The 23,050-nt window shown below is 35.5% G+C and carries 16 protein-coding genes, 1 pseudogene and 1 CRISPR repeat array; of the genes and pseudogenes, 12 read left to right on the top strand and 5 right to left on the bottom strand.

The window, feature by feature from the left end:
* Nucleotides 1–449: 449 nt before the first annotated feature.
* From D1839_RS18505 to D1839_RS18490, 4 genes are all read right to left on the bottom strand, one after another.
* Entirely contained in the window at nucleotides 450–788 is a 339-nt protein-coding gene (locus tag D1839_RS18505) for a hypothetical protein (protein ID WP_120381240.1), read from the bottom strand.
* A gap of 6 nt (nucleotides 789–794) precedes the next feature.
* Nucleotides 795–2,639 carry a DUF6792 domain-containing protein gene (locus D1839_RS18500; RefSeq protein ID WP_120381241.1) on the bottom strand — a complete coding sequence of 615 codons (1,845 nt, stop codon included), beginning with the start codon at nucleotides 2,637–2,639 and terminating at the stop codon, nucleotides 795–797.
* A 4-nt stretch (nucleotides 2,640–2,643) separates the two neighbouring features.
* Nucleotides 2,644–3,231: a hypothetical protein gene (locus D1839_RS18495; RefSeq protein WP_120381242.1), complete on the bottom strand. Its 588-nt coding sequence runs from the start codon at nucleotides 3,229–3,231 to the stop codon at nucleotides 2,644–2,646.
* A 253-nt stretch (nucleotides 3,232–3,484) separates the two neighbouring features.
* Entirely contained in the window at nucleotides 3,485–4,153 is a 669-nt protein-coding gene (locus tag D1839_RS18490; protein ID WP_120397160.1) for a hypothetical protein, read from the bottom strand.
* 259 nt (nucleotides 4,154–4,412) lie between these two features.
* On the opposite strand from D1839_RS18490, the gene D1839_RS18485 reads away from it, so the two are divergent.
* From D1839_RS18485 to D1839_RS18435, 11 genes and pseudogenes are all read left to right on the top strand, one after another.
* A complete protein-coding gene (locus tag D1839_RS18485; protein ID WP_120381244.1) occupies nucleotides 4,413–5,165 on the top strand; it encodes an IclR family transcriptional regulator in 753 nt (250 codons plus the stop codon).
* A 16-nt stretch (nucleotides 5,166–5,181) separates the two neighbouring features.
* Complete coding sequence (locus D1839_RS18480; RefSeq protein WP_120381245.1) at nucleotides 5,182–6,135, top strand: sugar kinase; 954 nt, start codon at nucleotides 5,182–5,184, stop codon at nucleotides 6,133–6,135.
* 284 nt (nucleotides 6,136–6,419) lie between these two features.
* Nucleotides 6,420–7,055, top strand: a complete 636-nt coding sequence (locus D1839_RS18475) for a bifunctional 4-hydroxy-2-oxoglutarate aldolase/2-dehydro-3-deoxy-phosphogluconate aldolase (protein WP_120381246.1) — start codon at nucleotides 6,420–6,422, stop codon at nucleotides 7,053–7,055.
* Between the two features lie 15 nt (nucleotides 7,056–7,070).
* Nucleotides 7,071–8,219 (top strand): galactonate dehydratase, encoded by a 1,149-nt coding sequence (dgoD, locus tag D1839_RS18470; protein WP_120381247.1) that lies wholly within the window; start codon nucleotides 7,071–7,073, stop codon nucleotides 8,217–8,219.
* Nucleotides 8,220–8,341: 122 nt separating this feature from the next.
* Nucleotides 8,342–9,592, top strand: a pseudogene (locus D1839_RS18465) (sugar porter family MFS transporter); the annotation flags it as partial.
* A gap of 118 nt (nucleotides 9,593–9,710) precedes the next feature.
* A complete protein-coding gene (locus D1839_RS18460) occupies nucleotides 9,711–10,790 on the top strand; it encodes a M24 family metallopeptidase (protein WP_120381248.1) in 1,080 nt (359 codons plus the stop codon).
* Between the two features lie 523 nt (nucleotides 10,791–11,313).
* Nucleotides 11,314–12,099, top strand: a complete 786-nt coding sequence (locus D1839_RS18455) for an SDR family NAD(P)-dependent oxidoreductase (RefSeq protein ID WP_120381249.1) — start codon at nucleotides 11,314–11,316, stop codon at nucleotides 12,097–12,099.
* A gap of 74 nt (nucleotides 12,100–12,173) precedes the next feature.
* Nucleotides 12,174–13,052 (top strand): SMP-30/gluconolactonase/LRE family protein, encoded by an 879-nt coding sequence (locus D1839_RS18450; protein WP_120381250.1) that lies wholly within the window; start codon nucleotides 12,174–12,176, stop codon nucleotides 13,050–13,052.
* A 1,564-nt stretch (nucleotides 13,053–14,616) separates the two neighbouring features.
* The gene (locus tag D1839_RS18445; RefSeq protein WP_120381251.1) at nucleotides 14,617–16,245 is read left to right on the top strand and encodes an ATP-binding protein; all 1,629 of its coding nucleotides are present in this window, start codon (nucleotides 14,617–14,619) and stop codon (nucleotides 16,243–16,245) included.
* A gap of 13 nt (nucleotides 16,246–16,258) precedes the next feature.
* Complete coding sequence (locus D1839_RS18440) at nucleotides 16,259–16,990, top strand: response regulator (RefSeq protein ID WP_120381252.1); 732 nt, start codon at nucleotides 16,259–16,261, stop codon at nucleotides 16,988–16,990.
* A gap of 183 nt (nucleotides 16,991–17,173) precedes the next feature.
* The gene (locus D1839_RS18435) at nucleotides 17,174–18,511 is read left to right on the top strand and encodes a CitMHS family transporter (protein ID WP_120381253.1); all 1,338 of its coding nucleotides are present in this window, start codon (nucleotides 17,174–17,176) and stop codon (nucleotides 18,509–18,511) included.
* A 1,091-nt stretch (nucleotides 18,512–19,602) separates the two neighbouring features.
* Here the strand turns inward: D1839_RS18435 and D1839_RS18430 are convergent.
* Complete coding sequence (locus D1839_RS18430; protein WP_120381254.1) at nucleotides 19,603–20,733, bottom strand: serine hydrolase; 1,131 nt, start codon at nucleotides 20,731–20,733, stop codon at nucleotides 19,603–19,605.
* A gap of 102 nt (nucleotides 20,734–20,835) precedes the next feature.
* Nucleotides 20,836–22,199: direct repeats of the CRISPR family, unit length 32 nt; unit sequence ATTTCAATCCACGCACCTATACAAGGTGCGAC.
* A gap of 443 nt (nucleotides 22,200–22,642) precedes the next feature.
* Here D1839_RS18430 and D1839_RS18425 point away from each other — a divergent pair.
* The coding region (locus D1839_RS18425) for an SDR family NAD(P)-dependent oxidoreductase (RefSeq protein ID WP_120381255.1) at nucleotides 22,643–23,050 on the top strand (408 nt) is incomplete at its 3' end.

The following is a 23,050-nucleotide window of genomic DNA, read 5'->3' as shown; positions in this document are numbered from 1 at the left end:
GAATTGGATGTTTGCGTGTATATTTTTTTATGCGCAAATTGTGTGGGAACCCCAACATTTAGTATAGAGCCAAAAAAGCAAAACGCGAGCGGCTCATCGGTGAAGTCACGGAAGCAAAAGCAGAATACGAGTGGTTCATCAGTGAAGTCGTGCAAGCAAAGTCTGAACACGAGCATATTGTCGGTTAAGCTGCTCCTTCATTCCCACACTAATTATTGTTTTGAAAGCTGTTGAACATGTGGACGTTTAGGGGCTGTTCTCCTACTGCTTGTTCAAGTACGTAAAGCGGGAGATACTGACAGCCCTATGCATATATATGTAAGCGGGAAGGGGGGGGATGGTATTGATAGAGGAGATAGCTTTCCATTACAACTAGAGTGCACCCATACGCAGAAATAGTCTTATTCTGGCTCAAAAGCACGTCGTAAAATCGCTTTCATTATATGTGTTTACACAGATGGTGTGTTTTCATAGGTAATGGTCAGACGCTGACTTTTCATTTCATCCACTTGTTCGTCCAACCCTCGTACGATTTTATTTATTCGTTTATCTATGTGGTCTAGTAAATTACGATTGTATGTAGTTATTCTCTTTGTTTCTTCTTGCATGGATTCCACAATTTCTCCCTTTTGATCCTCGTTGACAATAATATCATCCATGAGGTTAAAAAAAGTTTTATCGATTTTAAATATCTCCTCTGTATACTTACGTAGAATTTGTTTTTTATGCATGAGGTCCTCACTAGCAACAATTTTTTCAGTGACTGTAATGGTTTCCATATCCTTCATATCATGTTATTCTCCTTCTACTAAACGAAATAAGGTAGCAACTTCTTTTTCTTCTGTAAACAAATCTTCTATAGCTTGGCGATAATTTTCAATATATGTATAACTTTTTTGTACACTTTGCTTGAGTTCATATATTTCTTCATCTAGGTTGGTATATTCTAACGGAAAAAATACTTCGTGAACTTGAATTCGTCTTACTTTTTTATCTAATCGCGAAAAGGAAATATGGTTTCTAAGAAAACGAGTATATGCACTAGGATTTGCCTCGATGTCATCTATTTTACGCATAACTTGATATTTTTTTCTGTCATAGCATTGGGAAATTTCTCTGTCAATTGCTACTTGAAATTGACGAATCTTAGATAGCTTTTCTTCTAAAACTTTTTTCCCTTCTTGATACATGCGCAAAGCGGCTGAAATATTTACTTTTATTTCTTTATTACCATGATTCGTAGTAAAAAGCATATCTGTTCCTAAATAAGATTTTTTGCCATGTGACAAACTACTTAAAACTTCCTTAATGCCATGGCTAGCCTTTAATTCTTCTAAAACCTTTAGTAGGTCTGCCTCATTTAGCGCTTTGAGACTGTCTTTGATCGCATTAATATGCCCCTTTACTTTTAGCACTGCTGCAATATCCCCGCCAATTTGTGCAGAAAAACTTCCTGTATCCCGTATACGTACTATGGTAGATAATGTTTCTTTAATCCCTTCTAATTCTGTTTCTATGTTGGAGAATTCTTTAACAATAAGTTGCTTTTGTGCGTTCGTTATATATCCTGTATCTACTAATCTACCAAAAATCAGTTCAGAATTACTAGTAATTGTTTTTACTTGTTTAAGTAAACTTGGCACTTTTTTATCTAACTGGCGAACCATTCTATTAATTTCATTTTGATTTGTAAGATAAGTTTTAAGGGAATTATCACTAATTTTATTGACAACATCCATATTAACACCTAAAATCTCTTCTATAGCTGCGTTTACACCACCTTGGTTAGAAGCAGTAGTGTACTGGATGGCTAGTTCTTGAAAGTCCTTAATCACTTCATCTGGAATATCTTCTATTAGTGACCGCAGCCCTGGATAGTCAGGGTTTGTGTCCACCATTTCAACATTCCCGAGCGTGAAGAAACCACGTACAGCACTTGCAGCATAAAGTGGATCATCCTTTGAAATGATCTGATGGATATTTTTTGCTTTGTCTTTATAGTGGTTTTCCGCGAATTGGCGGAGTTGGTTTGGGTCTATGTCGTAGATGGCAGAATGGTCTTCTGAAAGAGAGAGTGAAAAATGTCTCTTGACAGCATTTTCAAACTCTATATCAATAAAGTAAAGTTGATAATAGTTAGTTTGGGCACCATTAACACTATATACCTCATCAAATGTATCAAAAACGAAATGAGCCGTAGTGTTATTATTATGTGCTAATGAATGCGATAAACCGGTTGTTGGAATAGTATTTGCTACACCAAATTCTTTTCTCGCTTCGTACACAAAATTATTTACTGCTAACGCTTGTGAACTGTCTTTACCAGCAAACATTGCTTTTATATTATATTCCCAATCAAGGGCATCCTTTGATCCTTGAGAAATGACATATACTTCATTTACACCACTTTCTTTAGAACTAAAATGAATGGCAGTGCCGTCGTATCCAGAACTATCGAATAATTCGTTTGATGATTGGTAAGAATTATATACATCTATTTTTGCGTCTAACTCTTTACCATGCTCCTCCAAATAAACTTGTTTTATTTGTTGAGACATCTCTTCTTCAGGTAAATTCCTATACTGCAAGTCAATTAACCTTAATTTAAATTCTTTTGAAGTTGCTAATTTCTTAGACATCATTTCATCCTTCACTTTCTTTTTGGTTAAAATTTATTGATTTTAGCCAATTCCTCATTTTTTCTTGATCCTTTTTTTTAGCATCAATACAAGGTGTTTTATTTTTGTTACATTCAGCACTATATACAATTTGAATTTCTCCATTTTTTTCTTTACTTATTAAACTAGCTACATACCCATATGTTCCCTCATCATATTGGAATGGCGCTGTATAAATATCATGACTTTCCATTTCCTTTTTTTCGAAATTCAATTCCATATTTAAGCGTTGTTCCAAGGTTCTCATAGCAGTTGATGGGCTATCAATAAATGAATAGTAATTCACTTTGATTAAGGAACTATTTATCTTATCAGAAATAGCAATTGCTTCGAATCGCTTCTTCTCCAGAGAATAAGCTCTTTCACTAATAACCCCATTAGCTGGGAAATCCATTTCATACTTCCCCGTTCCGGACAAAAATGGATAATAGCCAGGTCTTGTTTCTTCTGTCGATTGTAAAAAACCTCGGGTAAATTCATCTTGAAATGCTCTTACATCAGGCAGGTCTTCGGGGTTCATTTCGGAAGGTTTCTTTGTTTTTTCACTTGCCATTTGACAACCTCCTAGGAAAATTACAAGTAATAACAGTAAAAAAATGTAACGTTGCTTCTTCACGTTATAGCCTCCGATAAATAGGCCATTTACCAATATGACCCATATTTTCAGTTATGTATAGTATATATTTGGGTACGAACAAATGAAAGGGAAGAGAGGGAATTTTTAAAAAATGAGTATATCGTCTTATGACGAAAGAAGGGAGTCTTCAGAAGGGAAGCTACTCGTTGAATAATCATCCAGTATTTGATTACGAATCGTTCACTTCCTTATTCTCATCTATAAAACGAATTGACTTCATCCAATTTAAAACATATTTTTCATTTTCTGTTTTGTTTTTATTGCATTTTTCTTTTAGATCTTTTCTGCAGTCAATTTGGTAAATAATTTCAAGCGCTCCACCAGCTTTTTCATTTTGTATATATCCTGCGTATGCATAAAATTGACTTTTGTCAATCTTTCCATAATAAAGTGACTGACCATCTCCTGCTATCTTTTGATAATTTATATCTTTTCCAATCCTAGTACTGAAGCTTTCTTTATCCATATCTAATTTATCTGGCGTCTTATATGAAAAATAAAATATTGAAATGTCCGCCCTGCCAACAATGTCACTTAAAATATGAACAGAATATTCTTTGTATTCTTTATCATCTGCTCCCCTTTCATTAATCATTCCACCTTGAGGAAAATCCATTTTATATTTCCCCGTTCCGGACAAAAATGGATAATAGCCAGGTTTTGTTTCTTCTGTCGATTGTAAAAAACCTCGGGTAAATTCATCTTGAAATGCTCTTACATCAGGCAGGTCTTGGGGGGTCATTTCGGAAGGTTTCTTTATTTTTTCACTTGCCATTTGACAACCACCTAAGAAAATTACTAGTAAAAGCAGTAAAAAAATGTATTGTTTTTTCTTCACATTTTAGCCTCCGAAAAAAAATAAGCTATTTTCCAATATGACCCATATTTTCAGTTATGTACAGTATATATTTGAACATTGGCAAAGGAAAATGAAGAGAGGGAATTTATATACGGGCTAAATACCTCATTTCTAAATAGCGTTTCCAATACGGAGGAAACTTTACAACGCTTGACAGACTTCAATACTTTATGTAATATTATAATCAAATTCACACATGTGAATATAAATCACATATGTGAATAAAGGGGGTGTTTGAATGTCAGTTAAATCCGCTAAAAGAGTGATAAAAATTTTTGAGTTGCTTTCACATCATCAACAAGGATTAACCATTAAAGAAGTAAGTGAGAAATTGAATGTTCCGCAAAGCAGCACTTTTAATTTATTAAAAACGTTAAGTACAGAAGGGTATGTTCGCCAAGATATGCTGAAAAAGTACCGGCTTGGAGAAAAATTGATTCCGCTTGGTACTATCGCTATGGAGTCACTGGATATTTATTCTGTAGGCTTACCACATCTTCAAAAGCTCATGGAGACTGTTCAAGAAACGATATTTATGGCAGTTTTATCTGGAAACGAATTGGTTTATATTGCAAAAATTGACACTAATAGGTCCATCCGTACTTCGGCACAACCAGGTTCTAAAAAACCGCTTTATTGTACCGGTCTAGGAAAGGCGTTTTTAGCTTTTTTGCCAGAACAAACGAGGGAAGAATTACTTCAGTCCATGGAATTTAGGCCAATTACAAAAAAAACTATTGTTAATAAAGAAGAATTAATAACCCAATTAAAACAGTTTAACAAAAATGGTTATAGTATTGATGATGAAGAAAGCGAAGAAGGACTATATTGTTTGGCGGCACCCATTTTCGGAAGTGACCGACAAATAGTCGCAGCAATTAGTGCGGCAGGACCAAAAGAAAGAATGCTTTCACGTAAAGATTTTATTACACAACAACTAATGGGATCTGCTCGAAAAATATCTGAAAGCATTGGTTATATAGAGCAGTAGAGTAAGGAGATTTTCAATGGATGTTATAGCAATTGGAGAAACAATGATATCGCTAACACCTGGTTCCAGAGGTTTAATGAGAAATGCAACTTCCTTTATTCCCAAGATAGCTGGAGCAGAGACAAACACGCTTATTGGTTTAAGCAGATTAGGTCATCGGACTGGTTGGATAAGCCAATTAGGTGATGATGAACTAGGAGCGATGATCTTAAAAGAAGTCAGGGGAGAGGGGGTTGATACAACCTACGTGAATTTAGATCCCACTAAAAACACCGGGATATTTTTTAAAGAAATAGCAGACAGTTCAGATGTACGGGTTTTTTATTACAGGAAAAAATCAGCAGCCAGTTTTATGAATCCAGAGATATTAAATGAAACCTACATTGCTAAAGCTACATATTTATTTATCTCTGGAATCACTCCTGCTATCAGCAAAACTTGCCGTAAAACAATTTTTCGAGCTATTCAAATTGCTAAAGAAAATGATGTACAAATTGTTTTTGATCCAAATGTCAGGCGCAAACTTTGGGAACCAAAAGAAGCAAAAGAAATATTACTACAAATTATAGAGCAATCAGATATTATACTCCCTGGTAAGAATGAAGGAAAATTTATATTTAGTGATGAGAACTGTGAACAGATTGGTAAAGCATGTATAAAATTAGGTGCTAAATTGGCAGTAGTTAAACTTGGAGATCAAGGAGCATATTTTACCACAAAAAATAATGAAGGTTACGTTCCGGCTTATCCAGTTCCAAAAGTAATTGATCCTGTTGGCGCTGGAGATGCGTTTGCAACAGGACTGTTGTCTGGGCTACTTGATAAACTGTCAATTAAAGATGCGGTAGATAGGGCTTGCTTAACTGGGGCGATTGCCACTACTTTTATAGGCGACTATGAAGGTTTGCCTGATAGAAAATTATTGCAGCAATATAGGAAAATGGAAAATCGTGAGGATGTCGAAAGATAATGAACATGAAGGGGGAGTCACCTTAATAGTAACTATCAGTCTTAAAAGGCAAATATACGAGTATACTAATGCAACTAGTAAAGTTATTAACTGAATCAAAAATTAAAAATAGTGTCAACTGACATGTCAAATATCCATAATTTGATCTTTAAGAAATGGTATACAAAGCTTACTTAAAATAGGAGAGTGGTTTTCAAAATAGTTGTGTTGTAATGGAAAGCGCTCCCTTGAGTAAGTAGCATAACTTCTTGCCATATTAATAAATACTAATTGGAGGTAATGATTTGGATACGCTTCATTGGATAGAAAAAGAAAAATTAATTGCTATTATTCGTGGCTATAATACGGAAGAGGCTTTAGAAATAGCAAAATCCTTATATGCTGGCGGAATAACCACACTTGAAATAGCGCTAAACAGTCAACAACCTTTTCATACGATTGAAAAAATAAGAAAAGAAATGGGAGACGTCATCAAAGTTGGAGCAGGAACTGTACTTGATCCTGAATCTGCTCGATTAGCGATATCTGCTGGAGCACAATTTATTTTATCTCCAACAGTAAATATTCCCACTATCAAGTTAACCAAACGGTACGGTGTAGTTAGCATCCCTGGTGCATTAACACCTACAGAAATACTAGATGCTTTTGAAGAAGGGGCGGATATCATCAAGGTATTTCCAATTTCCTCTCTTCGATCAAATTATATAAAAGATTTACTTGGACCATTACCTCATTTAAAATTGCTACCTACTGGCGGTGTAACACTTGAGAATATTAAATTATTTATACAGCAAGGTGCAACAGGAGTAGGTTTAGGTGGTTCATTAGTACATCAGACGAATTCAGTTACAAACGATTTTTTATCAGAATTAACAAAGAAAGCTAAATTGTTTGTGCAAGGAGCTAACACTATCGATTAAATAGGAGGAGTATTTATGAAAATCACAGACTATACAATATATCAAGTTCCCCCACGTTGGCTCTTCCTAAAAATAGAAACGGATGAGGGGATTGTTGGTTGGGGAGAACCTATTATTGAGGGAAGAGCATTAACAGTTAAAGCAGCAGTGGAGGAATTAATGGAATATTTAATTGGTAAGGATCCACAACGAATTGAAGATCATTGGAATCTATTATATCGGTCAGGTTTTTATCGGGGTGGACCAATCCTTATGAGTGCAATAGCAGGAATTGATCAAGCACTTTGGGATATAAAGGGGAAATATTATAATGCTCCCATTTATCAATTATTGGGAGGGAAGTGTCGAGATAAGATCAAAGTGTATTCTTGGGTTGGCGGCGACCGCCCCTCAGAAGTAGTTACCGCAGCAAAAGCAGTAGTGGATCAAGGGTTTACAGCATTAAAAATGAACGCTACGGAAGAGCTGCAGTATGTTGATTCACATCAAAAAATTGATCAAGTTATTGAAAGAGTTTCAGCTGTAAGAGATGCTATTGGACCAGGTATAGGAATAGGAATTGATTTTCACGGAAGGGTTCATAAACCGATGGCAAAAATATTAGCAAAAGAATTAGAACGATTCAATCCAATGTTTATTGAGGAGCCTGTTTTACCAGAAAATAACGAAGCATTACGGGAAATAGCTTCCCATGTTACTACCCCAATTGCGGTTGGTGAAAGGATGTTTTCTAGGTGGCAATTTAAGCCACTATTAAAAGATGGTTATGTTGATATTATTCAGCCAGACTTATCTCATGCTGGTGGGATTACAGAATGCAAAAAAATTATATCGATGGCAGAAGCTTTTGATGTAGCTGCGGCGCCACATTGTCCTCTTGGGCCGATAGCTCTTGCAGCCTGTTTGCAAGTAGATGCTACTTCACATAATGTGTTTATTCAAGAACAAAGCTTGGGTATCCACTACAATGTGGAAAGTGATCTATTAGACTATGTGGTCGACAAAGATATTTTTAAGTATGAAAACGGCTATGTTTATATTTCAAATAAACCTGGTTTAGGGATTGAAATAGATGAGGAGCATGTAAAGCGAATGGCAACTAAATCTGTTAATTGGAGAAATCCTGTTTGGAGACATGAAGACGGTTCCATCGCTGAATGGTGATCAGTTTTGCAAACGTTTAATAAATATTTATTTCAAGTATATTGATAATTTTAATCAGATTAGGAAAAATATCTATCTTTAAATTAAGAAATCCATTTTCATGGAGAGGAGAAAACCTAAAGATGATAAATAAAAAACTGATCTATATTTTAGGAGCATTGGGTGGTTTATTATATGGATATGATTTAGGCGTCATATCCGGTGCTTTACTATTTATTAAAAATGATATTCCATTAACAAGCTTTACAGAAGGTTTAGTTGTTAGCTCTTTATTGTTTGGGGCAATTTTTGGATCTGGTTTTAGTGGACCTTTATCAGACCGCTTAGGAAGAAGGAAACTAATCTTTATTATTTCTATTATATTTACTATAGGGACCTTAGTGGCTACCTTTTCCCAAAGCATAGAAATGCTAGTAGCAGGGCGCTTAATTCTGGGTTTTGCAGTAGGAGGTTCTAGCGCTATAGTACCTGTATACTTATCTGAAATGGCTCCTACACATGAACGTGGTTCTCTCAGTTCGCTTAATCAATTAATGATAACGATAGGGATACTATTATCATATTTGATTAATTATGCATTTGCAGGTATAGAGGGCTGGCGCTGGATGATTGGCTTAGGGGTTATTCCGTCGCTTGTTTTAATGATAGGTGTTACCTTTATGCCCGAGAGTCCAAGATGGCTACTAAAATATCATGGTGAAGAAGCTGCTCGACGTGTGATGAAAATAACTCGAACGAAAGAAGAAATTGAAGAGGAAATACATGAAATGATTGAAATTGACAGATTATCTGAAGGGACATGGAAAGTGCTCTCTTCTTCATGGCTCCGCCCAATCCTTATAATCGGCTGTATATTCGCTATGTTTCAGCAAATTATTGGTACGAACGCCATCATTTATTATGCACCAACTATTTTTACAGAAGCAGGTCTTGGAAATTCAACAGCCATTCTAAGTACTGTGGGAATAGGTAGCATTAATGTTATTGTTACTATTTTTGCGATCCTGATAATAGATAAAGTGAATAGAAAAACTCTTGCTTATTGGAAATATTGGCATGGTAAGTTCCTTAATTATTATGTCTACATTCATTCATATGGTCGGATTGGCGTCTAGTGCTTGGATAATCGTAGGTTGTTTAACTACATTTATAATCTTTTTCGCGTTTACTTGGGGACCAGTAGTCTGGGTTATGCTTCCAGAACTTTTTCCAATGCGCGCCAGAGGAGCTGCGACCGGGATAGCTACTTTATGTTTATCATTAGGAAGCTTACTAGTTGCTCAGTTTTTCCCAATATTAACTGAAGTTATTAGTATAAAATCGGTATTTCTAATATTTGCGGCTATTGGGGTTATGGCCATGCTGTTCGTAATTAAGTATTTACCAGAAACGCGTGGACGTAGTTTAGAAGAAATTGAAGTTGAGCTTCGTAAACGAACGAAAACAACGAATGCATAATTCTATAATTTCAAATGAAAGGATAGAAACTTAATGACAAAACTGAATCATTCTAAGTTGCTAAGCCTTATGGAACAGGAAAATTTGGATGGAATATTGTTGGCAAGAAGAGATAGCTTTTCATGGTTTACAAGTGGAAGTTATAATTATGTGCTCTTATCAACAGAAATAGGTATTGCATATCTTTATATTACAAGAAAAAACATTATTTGTATTACCAGTGAGATTGAAAAATATCGTTTGCTTGAAGAAGAGCTCTTTCAGGAAGATATGGATATTGTCACTTGCCCTTGGTATAAAGATATGGATACGTTTGCCTCCTCCTTTTTTAAGGGTAAAATTGGAAGCGATGACGGACGAGTTGGAACCATTCATGTATTACCTCAGTTAAAAGCTTTACGTGCTGGTTTATCAGAAGATGAAATAACACATTACCACTCATTTGGACAAAAATCAGCAGAAATAGTAGAAAATGTATGCCGAATTTGTATGCCGGGAATGACCGAACATGAAATTTCGGGAATGGTTGCAAATCGATGTATTACTGAAGGGATAGAGCCTGTTTGTTTACTAGTTGCAGCAGACGAAAGAATAGACCGTTATAAACACCCTATACCAACTCAAAATAAACTAAAGCACGTATTAATGATTGTTCTTGGTGCACAATATCGTGGACTTAATATTAGTCTAACCAGATTTGTACAATTTGGAAAAATGGATAAATCTAAATACGATAAAGTAAATTCCTTAGCAAATATTCATGCACAAATAATCCATTCAACGGTGCAAGGAGTGCCTTATAAAACCATTTTTGAAAACGTTATAACTGCATATAAAATGGAAGGCTATGAACATGATTGGAAATTACATCATCAAGGGGGACCAACCGGATATTCCTGTAGAGAAGAAATAATATCGTTAGACTCAAAAGGAATAGTTTTAAAAAATCAAGCATTTGCTTTTAATCCTTCATTGAAAGGAATAAAAAGTGAAGATACATTTGTTGTAAAAGAAGAGGACTGTCTATTGTTAACTAGAACTGCAAGTTGGCCAATTATAACATGTGTGGTAGAAGGAAAAGAATATGCTATGGCGGATGTTCTCATTCGGTAATCAAACAATTTGAATAAATGGTAGTGTGAGTACCCAAACTATTTTAAAAAACTATTGATTTTCTACAGACGTGTTTATCCTATATATAAGGTGCTGTAAGATTCTCACTTGAGGAGTTGGATAATCTGTACTAACAAGTCTAAGTGGGAGATAGCAGCACCTAGATGCCCGATTTCGTAAGAGACCTTTAGATCATACCATTACGGTATTAACAATCCGTGGGGGAGAATGAAAACCCCGCTCATTGAAGATTCACTTTATTAACCTATTTGTATGATTTAGTAACACAACAGTGCAAACGTTTTGGTTTCCCTTACGTGGGATCCAACGAAAAGGATGCCGGTGCAAAGAGAATTAAGTAACTTCTGGTGGATAGGGTTTGGAGCTAAATGAGGGGAAATATCCTGCAAAATGAACCATGATCAAAATGATTAGTTTTCTAGGCAAGCTCAAACAGATTACATTGGATCCATATTAAAGAACATATATTTCTTTAAAAATCATATAAAGGAGCAGATTTTTTATGAGTACTATGGATGGACAAGTTGTCATTGTAACAGGTGCTGGAAAAGGAATTGGGAAAGGGATTGCAAAACTCTTTTCTCAAAAAGGAGCTTCAGTTGTTATTGCTACAAGAGGGGAGGAAGAAGGCTTACAGACAGAACAGGAAATAATAGATAGTGGTGGAGAAGCATGTTTTATTCAAACAGATGTATCTATTGAAGCTGATATTATAGAAATGGTTGATAAAACGATTGATCGTTATGGGAAAATTAACACATTAATTAATAATGCGGGTATTACTGTTTTTAAAACGATTGAAGAAATGACAGTAGACGATTGGGAGGAGATTATTAATATTGATTTACGTGGCACATTCTTATGTTCAAAATATGTAATACCTGCAATGAAGGATGAAGGTAAGGGGTCTATTATTAATATTTCTTCAAATCATGCTTTATCAACGTTACCTAATACAGAGGTCTATGCTGCGGCAAAGGGTGGTGTTAATGCTATGACAAGAAGTATGGCATTAAGTTTAGGAAGCTACAATATTCGTGTAAACGCGATCTGTCCTGGTTTTACTGATACACCACACTACCGTAATTGGCTGCAGGCTAGTAATCAACCCGAACAAACGGAAAATGAGGTTTTAGCTTTACATGCTACAAATAGAATTAGTTCGCCAGAGGATATAGCTAAATTATCGTTATACTTAGCTTCAGATGATTCAACAATGATGACAGGAGAATGCTTAGTAATGGATGGTGGGCTCTCGGTTCGACTTTATCATGCAGCTACATTTTAAAAGTTAAAATGGCATGCTTAAATCGCTTCCATTTTATAGGAAAAAATTTATTATAAAGGAGAAAATAATGAATAATGAAAGCCAAACTGGAAAAGTTATATAAAGGTCAATTATCCGAAGGACCAATTTGGGATAATGAGAAAAACAGACTTTTATTTGTGGATATACTAAACAATCGACTAAATATTTATAGTCCAGACTCTCGGACGTTACACCATATCGAATTTCCAACCAATGTTACTAGTGTAGCAAAAATAAATCATTCAGAACTCCTTTTAACAACTAGAAATAAAGTAATATTATATGATGAGAACCAAAAAGAAATAAGAGACTTTCTTACTTTACCTATTTCTACCGATACCATTCGTTTTAATGATGGTAAATGCGATCCATATAATCGGTTCTGGGTAGGTACTATGAGTGAGACAGGAGAAACTGGTAAAGCGAGCCTATACGTTATAGATGCACATGGAAATATAACGAAAGCAAAAGAGGGGGTAACGATCTCTAACGGAATGGCTTGGAATCAATCGGCTGACACGATGTACTTTATTGACACGCCAACTAAAAAAGTAATGGCTTACCCATTCTCGGTGGAAACATCTAAATTGGTTAACGGGCGAGTTATAATTGATTTGAATACGATTGATGGGGCACCTGATGGTATGACTATTGATAAAAATGATCGGTTATGGATTGCACTTTGGGGTGGTTCACAAGTAATATGCGTCGATCCAAAACTAGGAGAAATAGTGGAGTCGATTTCCTTGCCAGTTTCCAATGTTACAAGTTGTGCTTTTGGTGGCAAAGATTTGCAAACGCTCTATATTACGACAGCACGTGAAGGCGTACCACATGACAGGATAGATGTAGAGAAGCAAGCAGGGTCTCTGTTTGCTTATAAGTTGCCAATTGCAGGAACAAAATCCAATCTATATAAATACGAAATTTAGGGATAAGCATAAAAACACGCTTTCTAGGAATTTTCATTAGAAATAGCGTTTTTTATGCTTTCTTAAACATTTTATTTAGCTTTAGTGCTAAATAATAAGATATATTATTCAAAAACATCTTTTTTCAACAGTTCAATTTCAATCGTATATACTAATGTTCGAATGGCTTAATTAAATAGTTTATTAAACTTTCTTTTATCACATCACAGGTTTCTACCCATACTGTTATCCTTTTAAATTGTTCCAACTAATTTATCGAAAGCGTTACTAAATGTATTTATACCGCATTGTTTGTATAATAGCGTATGTATTAAATAACTTGCTAACTATCTGGCTAATTACATTTACTCAGGTGCTTGAATTCATAGGATTGGAAACATTTTCGTATATACGCTGTAAGACTCCCACTTTAGGAGTTGGAACCATCTGTACTGCAACAAGTCTACGAGATAACAGCACCTAAATTTCTGTTTCGTAAGAGGTCTTTAGGTCATACCATTACGGTATTAACAATCAATGGAGGGATGAATGGAAACCCTCATTAACGTAACATTCACTTATAGTTAATATTACATTAATAGAAGTCTCTCATAGTAGTTAGATTTTAGCGCGGTTATAATTCTTGCAGGCTACTATCGCCTTTGAAATGGAACAAATAATTTTAATTAAAGAGATTCTCTATCGTTTTACATTTCAATGTTGTGTTTCCAGGTACCATTTGCTATTTTTTTAATGGTAATTTCTGAATTCCTAGCATCTAGGAGATCGATCTTCCCTAGAGATTAAATCATCTAAAATCAACTCATATTTGATTTTCCACCTCGCACTTTTGATTTGTAACAATCGTATGCTCTCTTCTCCGTGAAGTAATATTACTTTCTATAGCAGCTATCTCTTGTTGGATTTTCCTTATTTGATCCATGATGATGTTCTCCACTTCCTTTAAATATTTTCTTGGAATAGCTAGAAAACTTATTTGCAGTTGATTCTAAAGCTTTGGATTTTTTGGCAAGATTACCATGAAAGTTTTTTGTAGTGAATTCTGGCTGTAAACAAATATCTTTCTTCTTTAAAAAGTCATTTTTGTTCTACTGTAATTTGGTCAACGTTTCATATAAACGTCTTAATTCTTCCTTTTTTTCCTGTAGTCTAATATTGGAGCTACTAATCAGCTGACTTAAATGGATTAACTGCGAATTCAAATTACTTACTTCCAACCACATCAAGATCACCACACATAAAAATTTTATACTTCTGTTTTCCGCGCACAATAAAATTCCATATGTTATATGGTACTAAAAATCAGTTATTAGAATAGAGTATTAAGTTCCGTTTTACAGAAATACAAATAAAATTAGTCATGATTTTTAGTAGGATAGTCCTGTGCATTGATTAAAGTAACAACTTCAAAGTCGGTTTCTCATAAGACCCTTAGATGAATTTGGGTATTAAGAGTGCGATGTAATATAATTTAAGTATGAGCAGCGGCTAAAGACCATTTTTTAACAGAAAGGTGATTCCGTTATAATTGTTTTATGGTAGGTCACAAAAAGGGGTAATGGGAATGTTCGTGATAGATAAATTGCAACAACGATCGGGAGTTAAACAGAATTTCAGCTTGAAAGCGAGGATGATATGTTTAATAAGTATTCTCATTATTGGGGTATTTATTATTTTCGGTTTGTTTCTTCGCTCATTTATTACAACGATGATGGAAGATCAAATAGCCAAGCGTGCACTAAGTGTATCGCAGAGTGTTGCGAATATGCCAAGCGTGCAAGAGGCTTTTGAACGAAAGCATCCGGAAGCTGTGATACAAGATATTGTCCAGCCCATTCAACGGAATATTGGTGCGGAATTTATTGTGGTTGGAAATAGAGAAGAGATTCGCTACTCGCATCCAGAAGTAGATAAAATTGGGAAGAAAATGGTTGGGGGTGATAATAATCGCGCCTTAGAAGAAGGGGAATCGTATATATCGAAACGGGAAGGTTCGCTAGGTATATCCATTCGTGGTAAAACACCAATTAAAAATCAAGATGGAGCAATTATTGGTGTTGTGTCAGTTGGTTTTTTAAATGAAGAAGTACAAAGTATTATTCAAAAGCAAAGCAGATCTTTATGGTTAACACTGCTTGGTATTACTTTATTAGGTGTTATCGGTGCAATCGTCATTGCTACCTATTTAAAGAAGCTATTATCCGGCATGGAGCCAGAGGAAATTACACAATTATTATTGCAAAAGGAGGCAATTTTGCAGTCAACACATGAAGGAATTATTGCAGTAGATAATCAAGGAAGAATGATGATAATGAATACGGCAGCACAAAACATTCTATTAAAACAAGAGGTGGAAAGTAGGCAATATATTGGAAGGTCTGTACGCGATTTTCTGCCACATACAGGTTTGTTTCACGTGTTGGAGACTGGAGAGAAGCATTATAATAAAGAGATGATACTTGGAGATACGGTGGTTCTAGCGAATCGAACACCTATTTTTCATCAACATTCTATCATTGGAGCAGTTACTACATTTCGTGAAAAAACAGAATTAGAGAGTATTACAAAAGAACTTTCCCAAATAAAACAATATGCTAATGCGCAGCGTGCGCAGACCCATGAATTCTCTAATAAACTTTATACGATTCTCGGGTTACTTCAGCTTGGAAAACAGGAAGAAGCGATTTCCTTTATTAAACAAGAAAACCAAATTCAAGGTACATTTTCTCAGTTTTTATTAGAAAACGTAACAGATCCAATGATTCAAGGCTTATTACAAGGCAAGCTTAACCAAGCCAATGAACTTGGCATTACGATGTCGATTCATCCTAACAGTCAACTCCTTACTTGCTTTATCGGAGAGAAGCAACGGGCGTTTTTGACGGCTGTTGGCAATTTGCTTGAAAACGCTATAGAGTCAGTTAAACATGAAGTAAAGCCGAAACGGAAAATTGCTATTCTATTAACTGATATTGGAGATGATGTCATTGTGGAGGTAGATGATTCGGGAGTGGGTCTTTCCTCGGAAGATTTGGATCATATCTTTAAACAAGGGTACACGAAAAAGGAAGGAGATCATCGTGGGGTTGGCTTAGCATTAAGTAAGTATCTTTTAAACCGTGTAGGGGGAGATATTCTGGTAGAAGGAGGGGAACTAGGCGGTGCGCGCTTTATAATAATCATTCCAAAATGAGGAGAGGTAAGCTATGAGAAAGCAGATACATGTTCTAATCATTGAAGATGATTTTAGGGTAGCAGCTATTAATAAACAGTTTGTAGAAAAGATAGACGGATACCTTGTAGTAAAAAGCGTTAAAACAGCTAAAGAAGCCTATCAGTATCTGCAAATGACAGAAGTAGATTTAATATTATTAGATATCTATATTCCTGATGTAGAAGGGTTGGACTTATTCTGGGATTTGCGTTCAAAGTATAGAACAGTAGATATTGTGATTGTTTCCGCAGCTGCAGAAGCAAACATTATGGAGAATGTACTTCGTGGGGGGATTTTTGATTATATTATAAAACCGGTAGATGCTAACCGTTTTGCCGAGATGCTTAAAAGGTATCAAGAAAGACGTCGTTTTCTGGCAACTAGGGAGATTTTAAACCAGCAGGAAATGGATGATGTAATCCAAAAAAATACTAGCAACTTTCCAAATGTTAAAAAAAGAAATGGTGAATTGCCAAAAGGGATTGATCCAATCACCTTACAAGAAGTGACAAATTTATTTGAATATAAACAGGTAAAAGGGATTACTGCTGTCGATTTAAGTGAACAAATCGGCACAAGTCGGTCGACCGCCAGAAGGTATTTGGAATATCTTGTTTCTATAAAAAAGATTAAGACAACCCTTTTGTATGGAAATGTTGGCAGGCCAGAGAGGCTTTACGTACGCCGTGAAACTTATGAACAAAATGTAACAAATAAGAATTAATTCATTTATTATCATAACATTTAAACCGTTTACACTCCGTGATATTTTATTATTAATCTTATGCTTATCACTAACTTTTCATAGCGATAAGCATTTTGTTTCTTGTTAATTCAAAATACGTTGATAGCGTTTGCATAAGCGGATGTTTATAAAACTGATCTGCTTATAAAGAAGGGGGATATCATGGGGTTTTTAAGTATCATTGGATTTTTGACGATTATTATCATTGTACTTCTATTACTAAGTGGACGTGTGGCACCGATTATAGCATTAGTGATGACGCCAGTGATTGGGGCATTAATAGCTGGATTTGAGCTTAAGGAAGTCGGAACATTTTTTAATGATGGAATAACGGATGTAGTACATGTTGCGATCATGTTTATTTTTGCTATTCTCTTTTTTGGAATTATGCAGGATGTAGGATTGTTTGATCCACTAATCCGTGGCATGATTACCATATCGCAAGGGAATGTAATCGCAATTAGTGTCGGTAGTGTTATTATTGCTGCTATTGCTCAATTAGATGGGTCGGGAGCATCTACATTTTTAATTACAATACCAGCACTATTGCCACTTTATAAAAAATTAAAGATGAATCCATATCTACTCCTGCTATTTATTGCGGGAAGCGCAAGTATTATGAATATGCTACCATGGGCAGGACCGTTGGGCAGATCGGCTTCTGTATTAAATATGGATGTAACAGAATTATGGAGACCGTTAATTCCTGTTCAAGTAATTGGGCTTATGCTCATGGTCGTTTTAGCTATTGTTCTTGGATATAGGGAAAAAAGGCGGATTACGAAAGAATACGGTTCTATTGAAGCAGCTTCCGCTATGGAGTCTGATTTCCGAATGGTGGGTGATACTTCGGAAAGTTTGGAGAAAGAAGCAGAATCTTTTTCAGCTAATAAATTTTGGATAAATGCACTTTTAGCCATTGCTGTAATAGGTACATTAGTTTGGGGGGTAATCCCAGCTGGACTTGTGTTTATGATCGGAGTAAGTATAGCTTTACCTTTAAATTTTCCAAAAATGGAAGATCAAATGGATCGTATTCATGCCCATGCTCCAAATGCATTAATGATGGCAACCATCATACTTGCAGCAGGTACTTTTTTAGGAGTTCTCACCGGGACGGGAATGTTAAATGCTATTGCAGAAGATATTGTTACTATAATTCCAGCATTCATTGCTCCATATGTACATTTAATCATTGGATTTTTTGGTGTTCCATTCGATTTGCTATTAAGCACAGATGCATATTATTTTGCATTAATGCCAGTGGTTGAACAAATTGGTACAGATTTTGGCATCGATTCTCTATCCACTGCTTACGCCATGATTGTAGGAAATATTGTTGGAACGTTTATTAGTCCATTTTCGCCAGCTGTTTGGTTGGCTTTAGGATTAGCAGGTTTGGAAATGGGGCGACATATACGCTATTCGTTATTCTGGTTATGGGGACTTAGTATCGTATTATTAGCTAGCGCCGTAGCCATCGGGTTAATTACTGTTTAAAATAAGCCGCACATCTTGTGCGGTTTTTTGTTGAAGATTTAAAGCAGTTAAACTGCTCTTCACTATTTATTTTTCGAAGTAAGATATGATTCCTACTGTATCGAATACCAGTACAATTAGGAAAGAGATCGCAAATGGTTTATTTGCCCAAAGCGGCATGCGCCAAAGTATCGGTTGGACGTGATAATTAAGCCCAGAAAAGAAAATGAACAACACATTTAAAAATATAACCCGTTATCTATCAAACGTAGGATACACATTTGCGTTATATATTCCTACAGCAATAGGTGTTGGAAATTAAGTGAATAAAAGGCAACCATTTTATTCGTTACGGTCATTAACATAATTAGTGTGGTGGATAAGGTAGTCCGCCAATAAAAATGAGCGAAAAAAGAGATAAAAAGATTATGGTAATAGTAAGCACAATGTAGTTATATTGCATCAATCATTTGCAAAATTATTACAGACTTTATCTTTTTCTTTAACCAATTTTTAAATAGGCGCAAACGAAAGAGGGGATCGAAAAGATTAATACTGTAATAGAAATAATAGTATTTACCATCCCAGTATAACAATTAGTAGGAGCACACGAAGAAGTATATGCTTCCGCATTATGACAAGAAAAATAATAGTTGCTAGAGAGCTAGGTGCATAAATAACAATTTTAGATTTAACGGTCTTGACGAATAAGATGGTTAAGATTGAAACAATGCATCCTATAAAAACTCCCTGTCCTAAAGGATATAAAACAAGCATACACATGTTCCTTTCTGCGTCTTGAACTACTCTATCCACTCTACATTATGGTATCATGTACAGCATTAAAGTGCGTTTCTATATAAATCCTATAATATACTTGTGTCCGTTTCCATTAAATTTTTACAATAGAGCAATTAGTTCCATTTTAAGGAATACAAGTTAATTAGATGGAAAAAATTCAGTGCAAATGTTTTGTGCGAAATTTACTAATGAATTTGACGGGATAAAACAGGAACGCATCCTTAAAAGATGGTGCATATTTTTAGATGTACTATTTTATACGAAAATGGATATTCTAAAAGCTGTAGAATATCCATGGGGTAGAAGTTTCTTCAATGAAGTTGTTGCAATTTCTTTTCCCACTTTGCTCCCCCAGTAAAAATGGCTAATTGAAAAGCGGAAGAACTATTTGAGAGCTTCAATGTTTCATAACCATAAATATCGTCAAAAAAAGCAGCTAACTCCGTTTTATTACCTTTTTTATCTTCAGCGTAAAAAGCATATGTAAGTATATAAGCAGTTGAGCCACCTTTACCTCCAACGTGTTTAAAACTGATTTGATTATTTTCGAATTTCATTGGCCATTCTATAAGCGGTTGTAAATAAGCCCATACATGAGACGGGAAATAAGAACCTCTGTTCATTTGTTTTAGGATAGAAATATATTCTGATGTGGTAGAAGGAGTGAATCGTTTAGAATTAATTTTGTCAAACTCCGAATTATACCATTCTCTGATATGAGCACGTTCTTTATATTTACCGTCTATATCTTGAGATAATTTTGTGTGAATTTTATTCGCTTCATTTATATAAGTTTCTTGTGACATTTCCTGTATATGTGCAAGTATTCTTTTAGTATCTTGTTTATTAGTAATGTCTAGATCTTCATTGAGTGCAATTTCATAGGGGATAAATAGGGCTGAAACAAAAGGAAACAGTTTTTCATGGTGAGGAAGCTGCAGTTTGGTTACATTTTTATTAATATTTCCCAAACCAAGGCGCAACATGAGATATTCTGTATTAGCATTGGAGCTGTGTGACATCATTCCTTTTGCAATATTCATTAACGATACGGATTTATCTTGCAAAAACCCATGTTTTTCCATTTCGATTAACCATTTTTCATGCGCGCCTCCATCCGTGTGAGATACGTAAAAACAAGCAAGATCATCAATATGAACTTTTTCATCTGGATTTATACTTCCATTGGCTGCTTGTTGGGAAAATTCAATTGCGATGATGATTTTTACTGTGCTAGCTAATGGTTTTCGTTCATTCCCGTTAACGTTTGCGAGCGTTTTTCCGTTCCTCATAATTATTAAGGAAGATCTTTGCGGATTTTTAGCTATAAATTTTAAGACATAATCTGCATTAGGCTTTCTTGTCCATGCAATTAGCCAAAGAACGCTAAATATGACGATTAGGAAAATGATACCTAAAGATATAAGGATATAAATAAACATAGGCACCTCCGTTAGGTTATTTTGTCCTTCTCTATTAGAGATTTGGTAGCAACAGGGTGTGTGCAAGCGATTTCATTTCTTCTGGGCTTGTTGTACCTATATATTTCAATCCACGCACCTATACAAGGTGCGACGGCCACATCTTTTATTACAATAACATCTCGCATAATTTCAATCCACGCACCTATACAAGGTGCGACTTTTCCTCTACAATCCACCTGCCGTCAAACCTATTATTTCAATCCACGCACCTATACAAGGTGCGACTTAAATCCCTAGGTTGTAAAGTGATATCGTTTTTAATTTCAATCCACGCACCTATACAAGGTGCGACGTATGTTAATAGTTTGACCATTAACAACTTTGATATTTCAATCCACGCACCTATACAAGGTGCGACAACTTAAATGTGCAAGCTTTTTGTTACGACAGTTGATTTCAATCCACGCACCTATACAAGGTGCGACAAGCAACAGATTTAAAATATCAATCAAACTATTTGATTTCAATCCACGCACCTATACAAGGTGCGACTCGTTTTTGACATAACAGTACCCTCCGAAATGGCAATTTCAATCCACGCACCTATACAAGGTGCGACGTTACATCAGCAGTCGGAATTACCAAGAGAATTAAATTTCAATCCACGCACCTATACAAGGTGCGACTAAAAGGCGGGTTAGGCGCCGGGTTTTGTTCTGTTATTTCAATCCACGCACCTATACAAGGTGCGACGATGTGGAAGGCGAAAGCGCATGCCATTACAGAGGATTTCAATCCACGCACCTATACAAGGTGCGACGGCAACGAAATAGCCAGTATGGCTTTAATTGATGATTTCAATCCACGCACCTATACAAGGTGCGACATTTTTTAGGTATACATTTAAAAATGAGTAAACCAATTTCAATCCACGCACCTATACAAGGTGCGACCTAACATACTTATCAAAAGTGGCGGAAGCGATTATTTCAATCCACGCACCTATACAAGGTGCGACGGTACGCGGTCAAGCCTACGTTTGTAATAACCGATTTCAATCCACGCACCTATACAAGGTGCGACCGTATTGCTGTTCCTTAGTTATTTTTTGGTATTCTTCATTTCAATCCACGCACCTATACAAGGTGCGACTTGATATAGATAGCATTCCAGAGCGAGCGAAATGATTTCAATCCACGCACCTATACAAGGTGCGACGCTATGGTTTTTATTCCCGTTTCATTATTAGTTCCAATTTCAATCCACGCACCTATACAAGGTGCGACGAGGGATAAAAAAAGCTAACTTTCAAGTGCTTCGTATTTCAATCCACGCACCTATACAAGGTGCGACGGTCAGCATATAGCGACCATGGGTAATAGTGGTGATTTCAATCCACGCACCTATACAAGGTGCGACAATTACCCCATCTACCAAGGTGTGCATTATGATATTTCAATCCACGCACCTATACAAGGTGCGACAGCGATTTCTTCCTAAAAATTTACATAAACAATGAAAAACAACATACTTTTAGCTTGGAAATCATCAATAATGCTAATTGTATTGAATTATATTACATATATTACCATAAAAAGAAGTGAATTTTGGTGCGAATCCCCCAGGGTTTTTATGTGTACTTGGGGTTCGCACCAAAAAAATCAACTGAAATTGCATTAATAATTCTGTATTCATTATAAGGCATAATTCATAATTAGTCATTTAAGGTGTAATAGAATTTTATAAGACCTTGGTAGATATTTTTGTAAACGATTAAACTTTCATTCAATAGTAAAACATTTGACTTTTACAGCAAATGATTTCTTCCAAACAATACTTACCCTAAAATAACCGTATTAATTTGTCGTTTAATCCCGTTTAAACTGAAGTTGTTATAAAAAGAAGATGTTTATAGGAGGATACAGCAATGAATAAGAGTTGGCTTGGATTAGGTGGGAAAGTAGCAATTGTTACAGGAGGGGCTTCAGGAATTGGTTTTCAAATGGTGAACGAGTTATTGAATAATGGTGCAAAGGTAGTAGTAGCTGATTTACATGGGGTGGAAGGAAAACAGGAAAACCAATCCTATTTTATTCCTTGTGATGTTTCAAACAAAAAAATGGTCATGGATACAGTGGATAAAACGGTAGAATTGTTTGGAAAGATTGATATTTTAATCAATAATGCTGGAATCAATTCACCTAGATTGCTTGTAGATGATCGAAAAGAAAAGCCAGAATATGAACTAACTGAAGATGTAGATGAACAATCTGTTGAAAGTTTTGAACACAATTTAAAGGATAATCTGTACAAATGGTGGAATCGTATGTCCTCT

The organism is Roseburia sp. 1XD42-34, from assembly GCF_009917385.1.
In the GTDB taxonomy this organism is placed as follows: Bacteria; Bacillota; Bacilli; order Bacillales; family Amphibacillaceae; genus Virgibacillus.
The sequence above is the reverse complement of the archived record's forward strand: the minus strand, read 5'-3'. Positions and strand labels throughout refer to the sequence as shown.

Coding starts and splice junctions, on each gene's coding strand:
- D1839_RS18430 (WP_120381254.1), bottom strand. CDS start 20,733: ATGTTTATTTATATCCTTATATCTTTAGGTATCATTTTCCTAATCGTC.
- D1839_RS18455 (WP_120381249.1), top strand. CDS start 11,314: ATGAGTACTATGGATGGACAAGTTGTCATTGTAACAGGTGCTGGAAAA.
- D1839_RS18500 (WP_120381241.1), bottom strand. CDS start 2,639: ATGTCTAAGAAATTAGCAACTTCAAAAGAATTTAAATTAAGGTTAATT.
- D1839_RS18435 (WP_120381253.1), top strand. CDS start 17,174: ATGGGGTTTTTAAGTATCATTGGATTTTTGACGATTATTATCATTGTA.
- D1839_RS18485 (WP_120381244.1), top strand. CDS start 4,413: ATGTCAGTTAAATCCGCTAAAAGAGTGATAAAAATTTTTGAGTTGCTT.
- D1839_RS18450 (WP_120381250.1), top strand. CDS start 12,174: ATGAAAGCCAAACTGGAAAAGTTATATAAAGGTCAATTATCCGAAGGA.
- D1839_RS18505 (WP_120381240.1), bottom strand. CDS start 788: ATGAAGGATATGGAAACCATTACAGTCACTGAAAAAATTGTTGCTAGT.
- D1839_RS18440 (WP_120381252.1), top strand. CDS start 16,259: ATGAGAAAGCAGATACATGTTCTAATCATTGAAGATGATTTTAGGGTA.
- D1839_RS18460 (WP_120381248.1), top strand. CDS start 9,711: ATGACAAAACTGAATCATTCTAAGTTGCTAAGCCTTATGGAACAGGAA.
- D1839_RS18480 (WP_120381245.1), top strand. CDS start 5,182: ATGGATGTTATAGCAATTGGAGAAACAATGATATCGCTAACACCTGGT.
- D1839_RS18495 (WP_120381242.1), bottom strand. CDS start 3,231: ATGGCAAGTGAAAAAACAAAGAAACCTTCCGAAATGAACCCCGAAGAC.
- dgoD (WP_120381247.1), top strand. CDS start 7,071: ATGAAAATCACAGACTATACAATATATCAAGTTCCCCCACGTTGGCTC.
- D1839_RS18445 (WP_120381251.1), top strand. CDS start 14,617: ATGTTCGTGATAGATAAATTGCAACAACGATCGGGAGTTAAACAGAAT.